The following is a 19,532-nucleotide window of genomic DNA, read 5'->3' on the forward strand; positions in this document are numbered from 1 at the left end:
CTTCTGCCGTTATCCTTGTCTTTCCCCGGCAAATACGGTATTATATTCTTATTAAAACTACTATGGGAAGGAAGCGGCATCTATGCGACAGCACATTACCATCAAAGATATCGCCCGCATTGCCGGTGTTTCGACTTCTACCGTCTCCCGCGCACTCAGCAATTCGCCTGAACTGAGCGAGCAAACCCGCCAGCGGATCCTGGAAATCTGCCGACGGGAGGGCTACCGTGTCAATGCACTCGCACGCAGTCTGATCTGCAATAAAACCAACGTCATCGGCCTGATCGTTCCCGAGGTGACCAATCCGTTCTATGCCGAACTCTCTCTCGGCATCGAAACGCACGCACGCAGCCTCGGCTACAACATGATCCTGTGCAATGGGCAGAATGATCCCAAAGTGACCGAAGAGCTGTTCGGTTTCCTGATCAGTCATCAGGTTGACGGCATCATCCTTGCCAGCTCACAGCAGGATGCAGGAAGCATGATCCAGAATTTCGCTCCCCGACTGCCTGCCGTTCTGCTCGGAACGCCGGCACTCGTCAGCGGCGATGAGGTCAACTCGGTCTGCATTGATAATCTGGCAGGCGGCCGTCTGGCAGCAGAGCATCTGCTGGAGCTCGGCCACCGTGACATTGTCTATCTGGGCAACCGCCCCAACAGCCTGACGCACCAGCTTCGTCTGCGCGGCTTTACCGAAACACTGGAAAAAGCAGGTATCACCCCGCAGGTCATCGACAATCCGCATGGTTGCTCCTCGATCGACATCGGCTGTGCACTCAGCCGGGAGCTGTTCGCAAACGGCTGTTCCGCCACTGCGATCTTCGCCTCGACCGATTCCATGGCGCTCGGCGTATTGCAGGCAGCAGACGAATACGGCATCTCTGTCCCCGATGATATTTCCCTGCTCGGCTTTGACAACATCATTTATTCCGCGCTGCCAAAGATCGAGCTTTCCACCGTCGATCAGCGCAAGCAGCTTCTTGCAGAAGCCACCGTTGATCTGCTCACGCGCATCATTGATTCGGATGAGCAGGACGAGTTCACGCACCGCATGATCCGTCCGACACTGGTTTCGCGCAGCTCATGCCGCGCATCAAAAAAATAAATCCACAGCACTGCGCACCGACCGCTTTTCTCTCTTAACCCTTTTATCACACACAATACACCAACAGGTCAACCGCAGCGCTGCTGATTGAGAATGCCGCAGGATTCTGCGGCATTCTCATACACCAAAAGGAGGATCTCATGTACCGCATTGAAACCCATCTGCATACCACCTACATCTCCCGCTGCGGCTGGCTTGGCGCAGAGGCCATTATGAAGTATTATACCGCTTGCGGCTATGACGCGATCTGCGTCACCGACCACTACAACCGCGAATGCTTCGACTATGCCGAAATTGATCTGACCACCCCCGGCAGTAAAACGCAGGCCTTCCTGCAGGGCTATCACCGGCTGAAAAAAGTGTCCGAAAAATACAATATCCGCGTGTATGCGGGTGCTGAACTGCGTTTTGACGAATCGGACAATGATTATCTGCTGTACGGCTTTCACGATGCCCTGCTGGCCGATCCGGATCGCGTCATGCGCGAGGGTCTGGCGGCCTTTGCCCCGCAATACCGCGCAGACGGCGCACTGCTCGTGCAGGCACACCCGTTCCGCAAAAAATGCACCCCCGCTCCGGCGGAATATCTGGACGGCGTCGAGGTGCTCAACCTCAACCCCCGCCACGACAGCCATAACGATCTTGCGCTGGCCTATGCCAAGGAGCATCATCTCATCATGACGGCCGGATCGGACTGCCACCGTCCCGGTGATCAGGGTACGACCGGTATTCTGTCCGACACCCTCCCCGAAGACAGCTTCGGTCTTGCAGATCTGCTGCGTTCGGGCAACTATACCATCATCCGTCCCGAATGCACCGAGGATTGAGACAAAACGATATCATGTAAAAGCTGCTGTTGCCCCAACGCAACAGCAGCTTTTTTGTCGTACATCACGCTTTATTCCCGGTTCACCGCAAACGTTTTCTGTTTGTATTTCACCTTTTATTCTTCTTGTTTCATGCAGTTTGCCTTTTCTATTGTTCATTCTGCATAAAAGTATTTTTATTTCATTGTATATTCCGTATACGTTTGCGCTTGTTTTGCACAAAATAATCTGGTAGAATATCATCAGTAAAAAAAACAAGACTGAATTGAGGTAATTGTAATGCGTAAGAATTTTTCCAAGTTTCTGATGAACACCGCTATGTTTGAGCTGTCCTGCGATCCCGGCACCACTAAGCTGTTCACTGCACACCGCACCAGCCGCAAGTAAGCTGCTCCTCAGAAAACACAAACTCCGCAAGCGAAAACGCTTGCGGAGTTTTTTCTGTTCCGGGCAGCGGCAGCCGTCGGCTGCGCCCCCGTTTATGGTTTATCTTTCAAAGGATCATGCTGCAATGCGCTGCATGATGGTCGCCATCTCCGCGCGGGTGATGGTAGACTTCGGCGCAAATACCTTGCCCGGCTTGCCCTGCACCAGACCGGTCTTTGCACAGTAGGCTACGCCTGCTGCTGCCCAGTCGGCAATCGTGCCGCCGTCGGTAAACTGCTTGACGATACTGCCGTCTGCCGCGGTATCCTCACCGCTCAGCTTGCGCTGACGGGTCAGCAGCGTTGCGGCCTCCTGACGGGTGACGCTGCGGTCCGGCGAGAACTTGCCGCCGCCGACACCCTCCATGATGCCGGTCTTTTCCGCCCACGCGATAGCCGTGCGAGCCTGATGCGTTACCGGAACATCGCTGAAGCTGTCAGTCAGCTCGGTCTTGGGCTGACCTGCCAGATTGTACAGCGCCTGTGCGACCTGTGCGCGGGTCAGTGCCTTGCTCGCGCCGAACGTATACGCCTTATCGCCGGAGAGCAGACCGTTCTTGGTGACGTAATCCGCCGCCTTGTAGTACCATGCGTTCGCCGGAACGTCGGTATAATCGGTAACGGATTTGCCTTCGCGCAGGGTATTGCGGATCTCGTAGCTGTCCACTGCCTTGAAGCTGTTCCAGTTGTCCGCATCCTGCTTCTGGTAAGCGGTGCCCTTGATGGAATCCTCGCTGAACTCGATGATGGAGAATACCTGCTTATCCTCTTCATCGGTGTAGAAATCGGTGGAGTAGTCCGAACGAGCCGGAATGTACTCGTAGAACTTGTTGCCGACCGTGCCGCCGGTCAGATAGGTCGTGCCGTCACCGGTATTGACCTTAATGTCGTTCTTCACGGTAGAACGGATATAGATATGGTCATGGCCGTTGAGGAACAGGTCAACGCCCATGGCGTCGAGCGAATACTCGCTGTCGTTGATATAATAGTCGCGTACATCCATCGGATCATGGTTGGAGGTATACGGGCCTGCGTGCGTCATAACGATGCGCCATTTCTTGTCGGAAGCATCCAGCACGCTCTTGCACCACTGCAGCTCTTTCTTCATGATCTCTGCCTTCTTGTCGGCCGGCGTAACCTCGCCGTTCAGGATGACGAAGATCGCGTCGCCGTACTCAAAGTAGCCCATTGTGCGGTCAAACTGCGGATAGCCGGTGTTCGCGCCCGACATATTGAAGCGCTGTGCGAACGATACGAAATTCCAGTCGCCCTTCATCTCGTGGTTGCCCGCAACGGTAACGGTCGGATACTTGGCATAGTAATCGCCCATAACGTCAAAGCATGCCTCCCATTCGGTGGACTTATAGCCGTTCTGGGTGGTGTCGCCTGCGGAGATCATCAGATCCGGGTTCGGGCAGATCTTGAGTGCCTGGTCGATGGAGTACTTGAAGCTCATGTAGTTCTCTACGGACTCAGACTGCGGGTCCGAGTAGAAGATAACGCTGAAATTCTTATCCGAAGCGGACTTCGGTGCGGTGAACGACTTTTCCTCGCTCATGAAGCTGCCGCCGTCGCCTACGCGGTATACATACTCGGCAGACGGTTTCAGACCGGTGATTTCCACACGATGTGCGGCTTTTTCCTTATAGCCTGCGGTTACGGATTCTACATAAGAGGTGCCGGACTTGCTCTCCCACTTGGAAGTGCCCTTGACCTTGTACTGAATAACGCTCTTGGTGACAGCGGGGTCAGTCAGCCAGCTGAAGCGCAGGCCGCCCTGCTTGGTATCCGGCGTAATGGTGATCTGATCGGGTTCGCCCTTTACCTTGCCGTCATCAATATTCAGCACGATCGGCTCGGACTTGGTGTACGGCTTGGTTACGGTTTCCTTGTCGGTCTTAACCTCGATATAGTAGAACATATCGCCGGTCTTATCGGTCGGCAGAGAAGCGGTGTAGGTGCCATTCGATTCCTTCATGGCAACAGCGGTATCGACCTTGGAAGAATCATAGCCGTAGTACAGGGTCGCGCTCTGTACCTTGTCGCTGGTGACGATGCGGGCAGAGACCTCGGCCTTGCCTTTATGCGGTGCGGTGTTCAGCGCGCGGGAGATGATGCGCGTGCCGCTGACGGTGTAATCCACTGCCGGGAAGATAGAGGCATCATAGCCGCGCAGAACAGGCTGCTTGCCGGAGACACTCCAGTCCCAGACCTTGCTCATATCCCAGCCGAGTGCTTCATAGGTGGACTTATCCTGCATTTTTGCGGCGGAAACATCCTCCCACTTAATCGGCTGCTCGGTCGGCTCGTTGCCGGACAGCAGCGTGCCCTCCCATGCAATATTGCCGGTGATGTTGGTAGCTGCCTCGTCGTCGAGCTGACCGACGATCTTATCCACGTCCGCAACGCCGTTGATAACGGTCTGTGCAGAAACGCTGTCCTTGAGCGTTTCACCGGCGTTGAACGAGCCTGCAATACCGCCCGCATGACCTACCGTGCCGCTCTTTGCGATGGTATCGACCGTACCGGCTGCAAAGCAGCGTGCCAGATAGCCGCCGCCGTCCTGAATGCCGGCAACGCCGCCCGCATCATACGGAGCGGAAACGTCTGCGTTGACATAGCAGTCCTCAACATGACCGACGATCGGGCCTTCGCCCTCCTTCAGCTTGCCGCAGATACCGCCTGCGGTGTGCGAGTTGGACAGATCCAGGCACTTTACCTCACCGGTGACAACACAGCCGGTAATCGTACCGTAGTTGACGCCTGCCAGCGCGCCGACGTTCTGCTGACCGGTAACGTAGCAGTCGAGCAGCGCAACATCCTTGATATACGCCTGATCGTCCTGATTGCCGACATAGCCGAACAGGCCGGCATATTTCTTTTCATATTCTACGCGCAGTCCCTTGATCGCATGGAACTGACCGTCAAATGTGCCGGTAAAGCCCTGATCCTTTTTGGAAGCAATCGGCTTGAACCCTTTGACGCCGGTCATATCAATATCGGCAGTCAAAACATAATGTCCATCGCGGGGAGCGCCGTCCCTCCAGCTGCCGGACAGATAGAGCAGCTGGTCCGGGGTAGAGATTTCATAGCAGCCTGTTGCCTTATTATATACCGGCGGCTTTCCCTTGTCGCTGGCAGCAAAGGCTCCCGTCGGTAGCATCGTCAAAGCCATTGCAGCAGACAGCGCCAAACTGAGTATGCGTTTTTTCATGTATCTCGGACCCTCTTTCTTAAAATTCTGTTTCTTTCCCGATTCTGCAGCGAAATCTCATTCCTCCTCCCCGTGCAACAGATTCGTGTGGTTATGCATTCCGTTTTCTTTCTCGCAAACGTTTGCGTAACTTGTACTTATAATTCTATCCCTGTTCCGTCAGAAAAGCAATCTCACTTCTCACCAATCTTTTCAAGCAAAAATTATGCATTTCTTCCTCAACGCGTGTCCGCTGCTGTGCGCAGAAAAGCTCCCGCCGGAACCGATCAACCGTTCCAACGGGAGCTTTTCTGTAATTATCCCTGCTTGCGGGCAATGGCACGCAGAGCTGCCGCCGCAATATCCTCTGCAGTGAGGTTATACTGCTGCATAAGGAAATCCTGCGGGCCTACCTGACCGAAGCGGTTCTGGATGCCGATACGCTCCACCGGAACCGGATTCTTTGCGCTCGTCAGGTTGGTGATGGCAGAGCCGAGGCCGGTGCCGACCTGATGGTTCTCTGCGGTGACGATGCAGCCGGTCTCTGCAGCCGCACGGAGCACCAGCTCCTCGTCAAGCGGCTTCCAGGTGTGCATGTCGATCACGCGGGCAGAAATGCCCTTTGCTGCCAGTTGCTCCTCTGCCTTGAGTGCCTCGTCTACCAGAATGCCGGAGGCAATAATGGTTACGTCCTTGCCGTCGCGCAGCGTAACGCCCTTGCCGATCTCAAAATCCGAGCCATCCGCGTAAACCGTGGTGAAGCCCTTGCGGATCAGGCGCATGTAGGACGGACTGCCGCAGGCAGCCAGCTTCCTGGTCAGTGCCTTGGTCTGTGCAAAGTCGCACGAGTCGATAACGACCGCGTTCGGGATGTTCATGTACAGCGCGCAGTCCTCAAACGGCATGTGAGTTGCGCCGTTGAACGCTGCGCAGACACCCGGGTCGGAACCGATCACATGCACCGGCAGCTCAGAGTAGCCTGCTGCCAGAAATGCCTGATCGAACATGCGGCGGGCAGCAAAGCAGCCGAACGAGTGCGCGAATACGGTCAGGCCGGTGGCGGCCATGCCGGAGGCAACGCCCATGGCGTTCTGCTCCGCGATGCCTGCGTTAAAGGTCTGGGCCGGGAACGCCTTCAGCAGCTTTCCGGTGTTAATGCAGCCCATCAGGTCGCAGTCAACGTGCATCAGCTTGGGATTTTCCGCCATCATTTCGAGCATGGCTTCTACATAGCCGTCGCGATTGGCGCGGCTGTCCTTTTCATGCTTGCCGATCAAAGTAAAACTCATTGTGTTCCCCTCCCTTACTTTTCGTTTTTCACTGCAGCCAGAGCGGCTTCGGATGCGGCGATCGCTTCATCCCACTGCTCCTTGGTCGGCTGAGAAGAATGTGCGCCGGACGGCTCGGCAAAGGTTGCGCCCTTGCCCTTTACGGTGTTCAAAATCAGGCAGGTCGGCTTGCCCTTGCACGCCTTCGCCTGCTCGAGCGCGTTATAGATCTGCTCAACATCGTTGCCGTCGGCTACGTCAATAACATTCCATCCGAATGCGTCAAACTTGGCACCGATACCCTTGCCGTGGCTCATAACGTCGGCAACCGCGCCGTCCAGCTGACGGCCGTTGTTGTCCACGAGACAAACGAGGTTATCCAGCTTGTAGTGTGCGGCAAACTGCGCGCCTTCCCAGATCTGACCCTCGTCACACTCGCCGTCGCCTACGGCAACGTAAACACGGCTCGGACGATTCTGCGCACGATTGCCGAGCGCCGCGCCGATGGCTTCGCTCATGCCCTGACCGAGTGAGCCGGTCGTCAGGTCAACGCCGATGGTCTTACTGCGGTCGGTATGCGACGGGAAATTCGTGTTCGGCTGGTTGAGCGTGTACGCGCTCTCCATCGGGTAGTAGCCCTTGAGACCGAGCGTCGCATACATGACCGGGCCGCCGTGTCCCTTGGACAGAACGAACCAGTCGCGGTCCTCCCAGCGGGGATTCTTCGGGTCGATATGCATAACCTCGCCATACAGCACCGCCATAGCATCCGCCATCGACATCGAGCCGCCCACATGGCCGAAGCCGCGCGACGCGATCACCTTGAGCGTTTCCAGACGGATTTCCGCCGCAAACACACGCAGCTCGTGCAGTTTTTGCTTATCCATTGCTTTCCTCCTTGAAATTACGGTTTGCAGAACAAAACCCGCCCTTCCGCAATAAAAAGGACGGGTCTTGTTAGTTTTTATCGGTGATATTGCCGCTTTCGTATCGGTCTGCCGGTTAGACATACTCCATTTTGACATGGAACCGTCAGACCTTCCTTATGCAGCAGTTCTCACAGAATTTACTTTATGTTTTAGCCAATGCGCGCGATCTTCTTCGCCAGTTCCTTCTTCATTTCCATGTTGGACTGACGGGCGATCATAATGCGCTGTGCCTGCGGCGAGCCTGCGCCGTGCATGGACTCGGGCAGGTAGCCGACAGCGGCGGTGCCCATGGTCATGTTCTCGATCAGGCGCAGCAGACGCATGCGGTCCTCGGTCGGAACGGAAGCCACACCCTTGAGGTACTTCTCGATGTAATCGTGGGTTGCCGGGTTGCGGTAATCTGCCTCGGACGGCTGAGTAACCATGATGCCGCCGGCCAGATCCTGTGCCAGACGAGCGATCTCATACGGGAAGCGGGTGACATTCTGCTTGCATACGTTCGCCAGAAGCAGATCGATCAGGTAGTTGCCGGACTTGGTCTTGGTGCCCTGAGACGAGCACGCAATGCCGCAGCAGTACAGGGTTTCATTCAGGTGGGTCATCTCGATCAGCTTATCCTTAACATGAGAAGCCTTTGCAGAGCCAGCCATCTCACCTGCCAGTGCGGTAGCGCCGATGAGCACATCGCCTACACCAACCTTGCAGCCGCCATAGGACTGACGGTGATAGCCTGCAAAGCGCTCTACCATCATGCCGGCGAACTGGGTCTCGCCGTTGAGGAAGATCATGTCGTTCGGAATGAACACGCGGTCGAAAATAACCAGAACCTCGTGACCGCCGTAAACCTTGTTGCCGACATCAATGTCGTTGTATTCCTCGGTCTTGCGCGTGTCGCAGGACTGACGGCCCAGAATCAGGGTAATGCCTTCTGCGTCGGTCGGGCACGCGAAGGAAATGGCATAGTCCTCGTCACCCTCGCGCATGGAGATAGTCGGCATGACGAGCACATAGTGGCTGTTCAGATAGCCGGTCTGGTGTGCCTTCGCGCCGGTAACGTAAACACCGTCAGCGGTGCGCTCGACAACGTGCAGGAACAGATCCGGATCCGCCTGCTTGGACGGAGACAGACCGCGGTCGCCCTTAACGTCGGTCATCGCGCCGTCAACGCCCCAGTCGTTGTTCTGTACATCGGTCCAGAACTTGACGAAATTCTCGTGGTATTTGGTGCCGCACGCTTCATCGGTCTCGAACGTAGTCGAATAAACCGCATTTGCTGCATCCATGCCGACACAGCGCTGGAAGCACGCTGCGGTCTTCTGGCCGAGCAGACGCTGCATCTTTACCTTCTTAATGAGATCGTCCGTAGACTGGTGCAGATGGGTAAAACGATTTACTTTCTTGCCGGTCAGGTTGGAGGTCGCGGTCATCAGATCTTCGTACTGCGGGTCCTCTGCCAGCTCGTACGTTGCCGCAAACGAGTTGAGCGACGGACGAACGATCGGGTTGTCCACGACGTTCTCGACCTTCTTGCCGAAGCTGTACAGATTGAGGTGCAGCTTTCGCAGGGATTCGATGTACTGGTCTTTTGTCATCATGATATCATCTTCCTTGTCCTTTTTCTTTCTTTTCAATGGGAAAAAGCGCCGATTCACCGATTTTTATAACATATTTGAGGAGACATGAAGGGAATAGTCTTTGTAATGGGAAAGTTCGGTTTCTCGGCGCATATCCACAGAATTTATACGCCCATGAGCAGATGTGTGAGGTAAACACAGCAGCCGGAGAGCACGATCAGCAGCAGCAAAATCACATGAATATAGATGATTTGAAAACGTGAGAATGTCTTTTTCATCGTTATGACCTCCTGCTGTATGTTGAATCTTAATTGGTTACACCTTGAGTTTTTCACCGAAGCGCTTCTCGAATTCCTCGGCAAGTTCTTCGCGGAATTTCGGGTGTGCGATAGCAATCAGACGCTTTGCGCGCTCGCGGAGCGTTTGACCGCGAAGCTGCGCCACGCCGTACTCGGTGACAATGTAATTGACATCGCAGCGGCTGGTGGTAACCGGACCGCCGGTGGTAATGGTTGTAACAATCTTAGACGCAGACTCGTCCTTGGTGGTCGAGTGCAGCGCAATGATGGAGCGACCGCCCTTGGACAAGTTTGCGCCGCGCACAAAGTCCATCTGGCCGCCAATACCGGAAATCTGGCGCAGACCGATTGCCTCAGCGCAGACCTGACCCTGCAAATCCACCTCAACGCACGAGTTAATGGAAACCACGTTGTCGTTCTCCGCGATAACCGCCGGATTGTTGCAAACATCGACCGGAAGCATGTTGATAATTGGGTTATTATCCACAAAATCATACAGCTTGCGCGTGCCCATCAGGAAGGTTACGCTCACCTTGCCGACGTCGCGCTGCTTGCGCTTACCGTTGATGTTTCCATTTTCAAGCAGCGGCAGCACGCCGTCCGAAATCATCTCGGTATGCAGACCAAGGTCGTGCTTGTCGCCGAGGAACGAGCAGACCGCATCCGGCACCGCACCGATGCCCAGCTGCAGGCAGTCACCATCACGCACGAGTTCAGCGATATATTTGCCGATTGCACGGTCTTCCTCACCGATTTTCGGCGGCGCGGACTCCGGCAGCGGCTCCCACGAGCACAGGAAGCCGTCAATCTCGGATACATGAACGAAGCTCTCGCCATAGGTGCGCGGCATGTTCGGGTTGACCTCGGCAATGACCGTTTTCGCGGATTTGACCGCCTGTGCGCCGTAGTCGCAGGACAGACCGAGCGACACATAGCCGCGCTCGTCCGGAGGCGAGCAGGTAAACGCAAAAACATCAACCGGCAGCGTGTTGTCGCGGAACATACGCGGCACGTCCGAGAAAAACGCCGGAGTGTAGTCTGCACGGTTTTCCGCGATCGGCTTGCGGGCCGGACCGCCGACAAACAACGCGTTGTGGCGGAAATGACTTTCCATGCCCGGCTGCAGATACTCGCCCGAGCCAAGGTATACCATGTGTGCAACTTCCACGTTATGGAACTGCTCTGCCATTCGCGCCATCGTGCGCTGGAATACAATGGGTTCGCCAACCGCGTGACCGAACACAACGCGGTCGCCGTCATGGATCACACCAACCGCCTGCTCAGGCGTCATCGTGTGCTCTTTATAGTATGCTCTCCAATCCATTTCTCGTCCCTCCCGCGCTCAAAATGCCTTGCGGTAGATGTCGAGCAGATCGTCTTCTGACAGCTCCACATAGTTGTTGCCGAGCAGGCGCTGCTGGGTTTCGATGACATTCTTTGCAAAGACCGGCAGTTCATCAGCGGTTACCCCGTGTTCGTGCAGGGGATCCTTTTTCAGTACCTCGTCCATCAATTCGTACAGATTTTCGAGTGCAAATACCGGTTCAACATCCAGTTCTGCGCTCAGAAGTTCTTCCAGCTGATTCAACTTGCCGATGGGCTTCTTTTCCTGATACTTGCGCATTACGTCCGCGAACATCAGCTGATTTGCCTGACCGTGCGGAATGTGGTGCACGCTGCCGAGCGGATATGCCATCGCGTGAACAGCCGCACAGCCCGCGTGACCAAATGCGATGCCTGCATAGTTGGAGGCGCGCAGGAACTCAAGTGCATGCTTCTTCCACGCATCCTTGCCGCCGCTTGCTACCGCGTCCTTCCAGCAGGACAGGATCAGGTGCAGCGCCTTTTCGGAGAACAGCTCGCTCAGTGCGCAGGCGTTCGGAGAAAGGTAGCTTTCGACCGCGTGGACCATGGCGTCAATGGAAGAAGTTGCAAAAACCGGATACGGCAGGCTGAGCAGCATGCCTGGAACGAGCGCCGCCTCGTCCGCAAACATCGCCGGAGACACCAGACCAACCTTGACGCCCTTAGTCGTACGGTTGATGATGGAAATGTTGGTAACCTCAGAGCCGGTGCCACAGGTAGTCGGCACGATGATCAGCTCATGCTCCTTCTCGAGGTTTGCCATGCGGTCGTACAGATCGTCCACACGGTCGGTGGACTTGGCAACGGTCAGCACCTTTGCGATGTCGATTACTGTGCCGCCGCCGACCGCGATAATGCGGTCAAACTCCTTGCCGCGCAGGTCGTCGAGGATGGCGTCAACCATGACGTCGGTCGGCTCACCGCCGCCGAACTTTTCCTGAAAACAGGTGTGGCAGCCGAGATTCAGCGCCGCGATTGTCGGATTGTAAATATATTCATTTGTCAGAATCAGGTCTTTCGCGCCAAGGCTTAATTCCTTCGCCAGCGTGCGAAAATCGACGTATTCCGCAATAGAAGGTACGATTTTGAAGGCTTTCATGTTATTTCACCGCCTTAAATATCCGGGAAATACTTCGCGTCGGCCTTAGTTACCCACTCATACTCGGGCACAACGGTCGTCACGATGTTCTTGTCGTCCTGCAGGCGGATGCACCACAGGTAATACTCCGCGTAGCCGGGAGCCGCGGCCTGAGAATGGGTCACGTTTTCCGGCATGCCGGTCAGGTCGTTGTTCTTTACCTTAAAGGCATCATCGCCATATTCTGCCAGACCATAGCCGTTTTCCGGCAGGAACTTATAGTAGTACAGCTCCGGTTCAACGTGCTGATGCGGCGGATAAGAGGACCACTTTCCGGGAAAATGCACCACTTCACCGATGAAAAAGTTGGTTTCCGGGCAGTTGGAGCGGTCAAAGAAGGTGCGTACCAGACGGGTCGAGCACTCGTTCATCTGACCGGCGCCGCGCTCCTCGTTTGCGCACAGGCAGTCCTCCGGACGCAGCAGACGAGCTGCGAAATCACGCTTGTTTTCCGTGCGGGAAACGGCGATTTCCACATCGCTTTCGGCAGAAATTGTCACCTTGGTGTTCTGCGGAACGTGCAGCAGGATTGCACCCTCGTGGAACACATCACGGCGGGTAACGCTCTCGGACTTGCCGTTCCACTCGAAGGTCACGCTACCGCTCATCAGGTCGTAAACGACCTCCTGCGCGTAGTCGAAGTGCATCACGTCGCCCGCTGCCATCTTGACAACACCGAACTCCATGCCCATCATTTCCGGGTTCTCGACTGCGGAGACCATGCCGTTGTAGCCCTTATCGAAGGGGGCCTTGTGCGTATATTTCATAATTCTTGCTCCTCTTTTCTTTGCTCGATACCTTATTATATAAGCGATTATATAAGCGAAGCCGCCCGTCCGAAAACGGGCGGCTCATATTGAATCTGCGTTTAATTAGTACATGCGTGCTTCTGCCAGATGATCGTCGATGCGCTTGCGTGCAGCCTTTACCTCGTCAGACTTGGAGGTGGACGCTACGCCGATGTGCCACCAGGACTCGTAGCCCTCAGCCATGGTCTTGGGCAGAACCTTTGCGTCGATGATGCAGGAAACACTTTCCTTCTTGGCGTCCTGAACGGCCTTGCGGAATTCGTCCGGGGTCTTGGCGTAGAACGCCTTCATGCCGAAGCCTTCACCGATCTTGCCGAAGTCGGTGTAGCAGTAATCGCCGTCCAGCTTGCCGGTGGTCTCGTTGCGGTGACGCATTTCGGTCGCCAGAGAGCCAACGCCGTTGCCCATCTGCAGATTGTTGATGCAGCCGAACGCGCAGTTGTCGAATACAACAACGGTGATCTTCGCGTTCTCCTGCATTGCGGTCGGAATCTCGGAGTTGAGCATCATGAACGAGCCATCACCAACGAGTGCGTAAACTTCCTTGTCCGGCTCAGCCAGCTTGGCGCCGAATGCACCTGCGATCTCATAACCCATGCAGGATGCGCCGTATTCCATGTTGTAGGAGTTCGGTGCGTCGGTGACCCACAGACGCTCGAGGTCTGCCGGCAGCGAGCCTGCTGCTGCAACCACGATTGCGTCGTCGTCTGCCTCCTCGCGAAGAATGCCGACCGCGTTGGACTCAGTGATGGTGCCGCCGATCTGGGAAACGAAATCGTTCATGATCTTCTCGGTCCAGCTGGGAACGCACGGCACGAACTTGCCCTCGCCAAAGCCTTCGCCCTTGTACTGAACGCCCAGAACACGCAGACGCTCCTCTTCCCAAACCTTGCGGATATCCTGAATTTCGGTGGTGTAGCCGGACTTATAGCCGTCTGCCTTGAGCTTTTCCATGATAGCCTCGAGCGTTACCTTTGCGTCGCCGATGCAGCGGGTCGCGTCCAGCTTTTCCGCGTGGAACTCAGAGGTGTTGATAGCGAGAACCTTAATATCCGGGTTGCGGAACAGCACCCACTTGGAGCCGGTTACGAAGTCGTTGAAACGGGTGCCGACACCGATAACGAGGTCGCAGTCCTTGCAGAGTGCGTTCGCCGCCAGACCGCCGGTTACGCCGATGCCGCCGACAGCCAGTTCAAACGAATCCGGCAGGCAGGAGTGGCCGGCCTGTGTCTGAGAAACCGGAATGTTGAACGCCTTGCAGAAGTCCATTGCGGTCTGACCGGCCTCGGAGTAACGAACGCCGCCGCCTGCAATGAACATCGGCTTCTTGGAAGCCTTGATCATCTCAACTGCCTTCTCGATATCGTAGTCATCCGCTACGCGGCGTGCAACGTGATGTACGCGCTTCTGGAAGAAGTAATCCGGGAAGTCGAAGCTCTCACCCTGTACATCCTGCGGAAGCGAGATAACAGCGGTGCCACAGTTTGCGGTGTCGGTCAGGACGCGCATTGCGTTGACCATCGCGCTCATCAGCTGCTCCGGACGAGAAATGCGATCCCAGTACTTGGCAACCGGCTTGAAGCAGTCCGAAGCGGACATGGACAGGTCGTTCGGAACCTCGAGCTGCTGAAGAACCGGATCCGGCTGACGGGTTGCGAAGTAATCGGACGGGAACAGCAGCAGCGGGATGTTATTGATGGTAGCGGTCAGTGCTGCGGTTACCATGTTTGCTGCGCCAACGCCGATGGACGAGGTGCAGGCGATGATCTTGCGGCGGTTGTGCTGCTTTGCGTAGCTGATGGCGGCGTGTGCCATGCCCTGCTCGTTGCGGCCCTGGTAAACTCTCAGGTGGCCCGGATCCTCTTCCAGCGCCTGACCGAGACCGACGACCATGCCGTGACCGAAGATCGTGAACATGCCGTCTACGAAGGGTTCCTCTTTGCCGTCCATCTCGATGTACTGCTGATTCAGGAACTTTACGATTGCCTGACCGACTGTCATTCTGGTTTTGCTCATTGTGTTTTCCTCCTCAAATGCTTCTGCTCTTTTTTCTGCTCGCCGCCGCGCTTTCGCTTGGTCTCGGCGGTGTTTTCTTTTGATGATTTAAGTTTAGCATTTGAGCGTTTGCTTTTCTTCTAACATCTTGAGAAATCGCCTTTTTTCTTATATTTTTACGTTACATACGAATATTTTCACATTTTATTATAGAATCCAGAACTTTTCTCTCCCCTACCGCATTGTTTTCCGTGTCTGCCGTTCCCGCCTGCGGCCTGCGCTTTGCACCTGTTTTTTTAATATCTCGCTATCGTGCGGAAAACGCGGCATACTGTCATTACAGAATTTCGCATTTTCCGTCCTAAACAACAAACAAAAAAAGCATATATCTCAACATTTTATAAAAATACGCAATCTTTCTCCCGCCTTTATTTTTCACTCACAGGCTGCATTTTCACCACTTTTTATAGGTTGTTGCTGCCGTTTTCCGCGTATGCTGACCGTCTGTGCCGGTCAAATTATAGATTCTTGCTCAACTCTATGAAATACAAGAAGTTAGAAGAAAAACCGCGTCCAAGGGACTACAATAGAATCATCAAAGGAAAGCCGAACGCAAACGGCGAAAGAACGGATAACGGAGGAATAAATATGTTATTCACCATTTTTCTGTAGTAGTTATCCTTGCAAACATGGTCTTTACGCAGACCGTGCTGTATAAATAAGATAATTATGCTCCGGCAAACGATCATCACACACACTCTCTAATTTCACGCACATCTCCATTTCACCGGCGCAGCCACCCTCTCTCTCGGCTGCGCCATTCTTCTATTTGTAAGTAAGATAGAAAAACACCGTGCCAAGCGTTACTGCTCTGCATGGTGTTTTCCGTTTTACGATTCCTCTTCTTCACTTTTTACTTTTTCGCTGTGCGTGATGCTCTGCTTGAACGACTGCCGGAACTTACCAGGCGGTGTGCCGGTGTACTTCTTAAACATGGTGTTGAAGTGACAGATACTGCTGAAGCCGAGTGTATCCGCAATCTCGGCGATCGGGATGCCGGTATTCATCAGAAAACCCTGCGCCTCACCAATCCGGCGCTTCATCACATACTGCATAGGCGGCACGCCGAACTCCTGCTTGAACACATGCGCCAGATAATACTCGCTCACGCGCAGTCGCTCCGCCACCATACGCAGCGTGATCGGCTCACAGTGGTGTGCATCCAGATAGCGCCGCACGCGGTGCGCCAGCACAGACGGCATTTCACGCTGCTGCTCCTGCTGGTGGATACGACTGCGGAGCAGGGAATCGGTCAGATTCAGCATTGCCTCTGCCAGACTGCAGCACACGGCATGCAGCTTTCCCGCATCGGCGCTGAGCAGATACAGCAGGTGCATGGTCTCGCCTACCTGCCTGGCAAGCTGTCCGCACGAGACGACCGGACACTCCCCTTCCGCGATCAGGCAGTTGGGCGGCAGACCTTCTACATTGACATCGGTAATTGCGACGCTATACGACCGGATCTGCCGCACCTGATCGGGTTCCTCGCCGTGCAGCACACCCTGATTACAGATAACAATGTCGCCCTCTCCAATCGGATAATACCGATTATCCACCATGTACTGTCCTTGTCCGCTGCACACATAGAACAGCTCCAGACGGTTGTCGTGCATATGCGGAAGTATAGACTGCTGGTTGTTGTAATTGCGATCGATCGAAATGCAGTTGAAGAATGTTCCGCTCAGTTTACAAGGCTTGTTTCCCATGTATGCTCCCTCCCAAGAATCACAAGATTACGAAATCCTTCCCTCGATTTTCTTTCTTACCCTCGGAAAATCCTGCTGTTTTTTCCACAAGAACACGATAACGCTCTCACGGACTTTGTTTGTATAATAATCACAAGAAAAGCGTAAATGATTCAAAAACAGCAGTTTATATCGTTGTTATATTCGATATTTCAACGTTGTTCTTCTCTGTGTGCAGTTATTATATCATAGAAGCACAGAAAAAAACTTCTAACATACTGCTTTTTGAGCAAACGCGTCAATTCAGGTTTCAGAGTAAAAAAGGAGTGCAAGAAAAAATGGCAAACAAGGTAAGAATCGGTCTGCTGGGTGCAGGCAGAATCGGCAAGCTTCACGGCGAAAATCTGGCACATGCAGTGCCGAACGCAGACCTCTACGCAGTGGCTGATCCGTTCATGAACGATGCGACCCGTGCATGGGCAGCGGACATGGGTATCGAGAAGTGCTACGATGATCCCGAGATGATCTTTGGCGATCCGACCATCGAGGCCGTGTTCATCTGCTCCTCCACCGCAACGCATGCAGACTTCATCATGCGCGCTGCGCAGACCGGCAAGCACATCTTCTGCGAGAAGCCGATCGACACCAAGCTGGCAAAGATCGAGGAAGCACTCGCTGCGGTGAAGAAGGCAGGCGTTAAGCTGCAGGTCGGCTTTGTGCGCCGCTTTGACCACAACCACAAGGCCGTCCGCGATACGGTCGCTTCCGGCAAGCTGGGCAAGCCCAATCTCATCAAGGTCACCTCCCGTGATCCCGATCACCAGCCGATGAGCTATATCAAGGTTTCCGGCGGTATCTTCATGGACATGACCATTCACGATTTCGACATGGTCCGCTATCTGGCAGGCAGCGAGGTTACCGAGGTTACCGCTTACGGTGCAGCGCTCTCCGGTGCAGGCTACGAGGAATACGGCGATGTGGACACCGCCATTGTAATGATGAAGTTCGAGAACGGCGCACTCGGCGTGATCGACAACTCCCGTGCCGCTCACTACGGCTACGACCAGCGCACCGAGGTTCACTGCGACCAGGGCTGCGTGCAGGTTGCAAACGATCTGAACAACACCGCCATGATCTCCTCCGCCGCAGGCGTCGAGGTTGCAAAGCCGACCTGGTTCTTCCTCGAGCGCTACAACAACGCATTCATCGCAGAGGCAAAGGCGTTCACCGATGCCGTTCTGAACGACACCGACACGCTGGTTACCGGCTTTGACGGTCTGCAGCCGGTCAAGATCGCAATGGCAGCAAACCTGTCCATGAAGGAAGGCCGTCCGGTCAAGCTGAGCGAAATCGAGTAATTTATCCCCCGCATATCACAGGAAAAGAGAAGGAAAAGAGTTATTCGGCAAGCCGCCGCACTCGGCGGCGGCTTCCGTTTTTTGAGAAAAGAAAGAGGGGTTGCTCCTTATGAGTGAAAAGAACAACACTGCCTCCCTTGGCTGGGGAACCCGTATCTCCTATGGTTTAGGCGATACCGCCTGCAACATTGTGTTCGGTATGATCACCGCGCTGCTCACCCTGTTCTATACGGATTACTGCGGTATTCCGGTCGTTACCGTCGGTCTGGTCATGCTGATCTCGCGTATTTTTGATGGCTCGTCCGACGTTATCATGGGCATCATCGTAAGCAAGACCAAATCCAAATGGGGCAAGGCCCGTCCGTGGATCTTGTGGATGAGCGTACCGTATGTTCTGTGCGCGGTTGCGATGTTCTGTGTGCCGCACAGCAGCAGCACGACCGTTCAATTCTGGTACATTTTTGTTACTTATAACCTGTGCACCACCGTATGCTACACCGCAATCAACGTGCCCTACGGCACCCTGTCCACCATGATGACCCGCTCCTCGCACGAGCGCGACCTGCTGTCCGTTGTGCGTATGTCACTGTCTCCGATTGGCAAGATCATTGCCGTAACCTTCACCATGCCGGTCGTCAAGCTGTTCGGCAACGATCAGGCCGCCTGGATCAAGACCATGAGCATCTGGTGCGCCATCGCACTTGCTCTGCTTGTCATCTGCTTTGTCCGCTGCAAGGAAACCGTCAATTTCGAGGCCGCGCAGCAGGAGCAGCCCAAGGTTCCCGCTTCCCGCGCGCTGAAAGCCCTGCTGGGCAACCCGTATTTCTGGGCAACGCTCGTTCTGTGGACCGTCACCTGCGTACATACCACCATCATCGGCACCGATCTGCCGTATTACTGCAAATATGTTCTCGGCAACGATGAATGGTATTACAGCGTCATTTACACCTCCGAGATCGTCGCACTGATCGTTGGCGCGCTGATGTGTCCAATACTGCTGCAGAAATTCAACAAGCGCAACCTGTCGCTCGCCGGCTGTATCGTAGTTGTTATCGCCCATGCACTCATTATGGTAAACCCGATGAGCTTCCGGTGGATTCTGGTAATGACCATCATCCGCTCGCTCGGTCAGGCTCCGCTGACCTCTCTGGTATTCGGCATGATGGGCGACGTTGTAGAGTACGGTCAGTGGAAGAGCCATCTGCGTCAGGAAAGCCTGATCTTCGGCGGCGGTTCGCTCGGCTTTAAGATCGGCACCGGTATCACCAGTGCGGTTATGACTGCCATGCTCGAGGGCGCAGGCTTCCTCAGCTCGGTTACCGGCGGTGCTATGCAGCCGGCTTCCGCCCAGCAAATGATTTCCTCTATCTTTAAGTTCGGTCCGATTCTGGTCTGGATCGTTGCCATCATCGTCCTGCTGTTCTACAAGCTGGATAAGATTTACCCCACTATTATGAAGGAACTCACCGAGCGTGAAGCACGCGGTGAAATGTAAAGGAGAC

At 54.8% G+C, this 19,532-nt stretch carries 13 protein-coding genes; 4 read left to right on the plus strand and 9 right to left on the minus strand.

Features of this window, described 5'->3' with window-relative positions:
- Window positions 1-82: 82 nt before the first annotated feature.
- Both PGS25_RS06495 and PGS25_RS06500 read left to right on the plus strand, forming a co-directional pair.
- Window positions 83-1,105, plus strand: coding sequence for a LacI family DNA-binding transcriptional regulator (locus PGS25_RS06495; protein ID WP_270418043.1), 1,023 nt, complete (start codon window positions 83-85; stop codon window positions 1,103-1,105).
- A gap of 140 nt (window positions 1,106-1,245) precedes the next feature.
- Window positions 1,246-1,932, plus strand: coding sequence for a PHP domain-containing protein (locus PGS25_RS06500; RefSeq protein ID WP_117751218.1), 687 nt, complete (start codon window positions 1,246-1,248; stop codon window positions 1,930-1,932).
- 501 nt (window positions 1,933-2,433) lie between these two features.
- On the opposite strand, the gene PGS25_RS06505 is transcribed toward PGS25_RS06500, so the two are convergent.
- The 9 genes from PGS25_RS06505 to PGS25_RS06545 form a co-directional block, all read right to left on the minus strand.
- Window positions 2,434-5,571: an S-layer homology domain-containing protein gene (locus tag PGS25_RS06505; protein ID WP_270418044.1), complete on the minus strand. Its 3,138-nt coding sequence runs from the start codon at window positions 5,569-5,571 to the stop codon at window positions 2,434-2,436.
- A gap of 296 nt (window positions 5,572-5,867) precedes the next feature.
- On the minus strand, window positions 5,868-6,839 hold the full coding sequence (locus tag PGS25_RS06510) for a transketolase family protein (protein ID WP_118360247.1): 972 nt from the start codon (window positions 6,837-6,839) through the stop codon (window positions 5,868-5,870).
- Between the two features lie 14 nt (window positions 6,840-6,853).
- Window positions 6,854-7,705 carry a transketolase gene (locus PGS25_RS06515; RefSeq protein ID WP_270418045.1) on the minus strand — a complete coding sequence of 284 codons (852 nt, stop codon included), beginning with the start codon at window positions 7,703-7,705 and terminating at the stop codon, window positions 6,854-6,856.
- 191 nt (window positions 7,706-7,896) lie between these two features.
- The gene (locus PGS25_RS06520; protein WP_118479034.1) at window positions 7,897-9,342 is read right to left on the minus strand and encodes a 4-hydroxyphenylacetate 3-hydroxylase family protein; all 1,446 of its coding nucleotides are present in this window, start codon (window positions 9,340-9,342) and stop codon (window positions 7,897-7,899) included.
- A 294-nt stretch (window positions 9,343-9,636) separates the two neighbouring features.
- On the minus strand, window positions 9,637-10,944 hold the full coding sequence (locus PGS25_RS06525; protein ID WP_118360749.1) for an acetyl-CoA hydrolase/transferase family protein: 1,308 nt from the start codon (window positions 10,942-10,944) through the stop codon (window positions 9,637-9,639).
- Between the two features lie 18 nt (window positions 10,945-10,962).
- Window positions 10,963-12,084 (minus strand): iron-containing alcohol dehydrogenase, encoded by a 1,122-nt coding sequence (locus PGS25_RS06530; RefSeq protein ID WP_270418046.1) that lies wholly within the window; start codon window positions 12,082-12,084, stop codon window positions 10,963-10,965.
- Between the two features lie 14 nt (window positions 12,085-12,098).
- Window positions 12,099-12,890 (minus strand): 5-deoxy-glucuronate isomerase, encoded by a 792-nt coding sequence (locus PGS25_RS06535; protein ID WP_270418047.1) that lies wholly within the window; start codon window positions 12,888-12,890, stop codon window positions 12,099-12,101.
- 105 nt (window positions 12,891-12,995) lie between these two features.
- A complete protein-coding gene (iolD, locus tag PGS25_RS06540; protein WP_118360746.1) occupies window positions 12,996-14,948 on the minus strand; it encodes a 3D-(3,5/4)-trihydroxycyclohexane-1,2-dione acylhydrolase (decyclizing) in 1,953 nt (650 codons plus the stop codon).
- Window positions 14,949-15,817: 869 nt separating this feature from the next.
- Complete coding sequence (locus tag PGS25_RS06545) at window positions 15,818-16,693, minus strand: AraC family transcriptional regulator (RefSeq protein ID WP_270418048.1); 876 nt, start codon at window positions 16,691-16,693, stop codon at window positions 15,818-15,820.
- 317 nt (window positions 16,694-17,010) lie between these two features.
- Here PGS25_RS06545 and iolG point away from each other — a divergent pair, with 317 nt between their 5' ends.
- Window positions 17,011-18,030, plus strand: a complete 1,020-nt coding sequence (gene iolG / locus PGS25_RS06550) for an inositol 2-dehydrogenase (protein ID WP_118729049.1) — start codon at window positions 17,011-17,013, stop codon at window positions 18,028-18,030.
- 109 nt (window positions 18,031-18,139) lie between these two features.
- Window positions 18,140-19,525 carry an MFS transporter gene (locus PGS25_RS06555; RefSeq protein WP_270418049.1) on the plus strand — a complete coding sequence of 462 codons (1,386 nt, stop codon included), beginning with the start codon at window positions 18,140-18,142 and terminating at the stop codon, window positions 19,523-19,525.
- Window positions 19,526-19,532: the final 7 nt, after the last annotated feature.

Source organism: Butyricicoccus sp. AM78-15b2TA (assembly GCF_027665985.1).
In the GTDB taxonomy this organism is placed as follows: domain Bacteria; phylum Bacillota; class Clostridia; order Oscillospirales; family Butyricicoccaceae; genus Agathobaculum; species Agathobaculum butyriciproducens.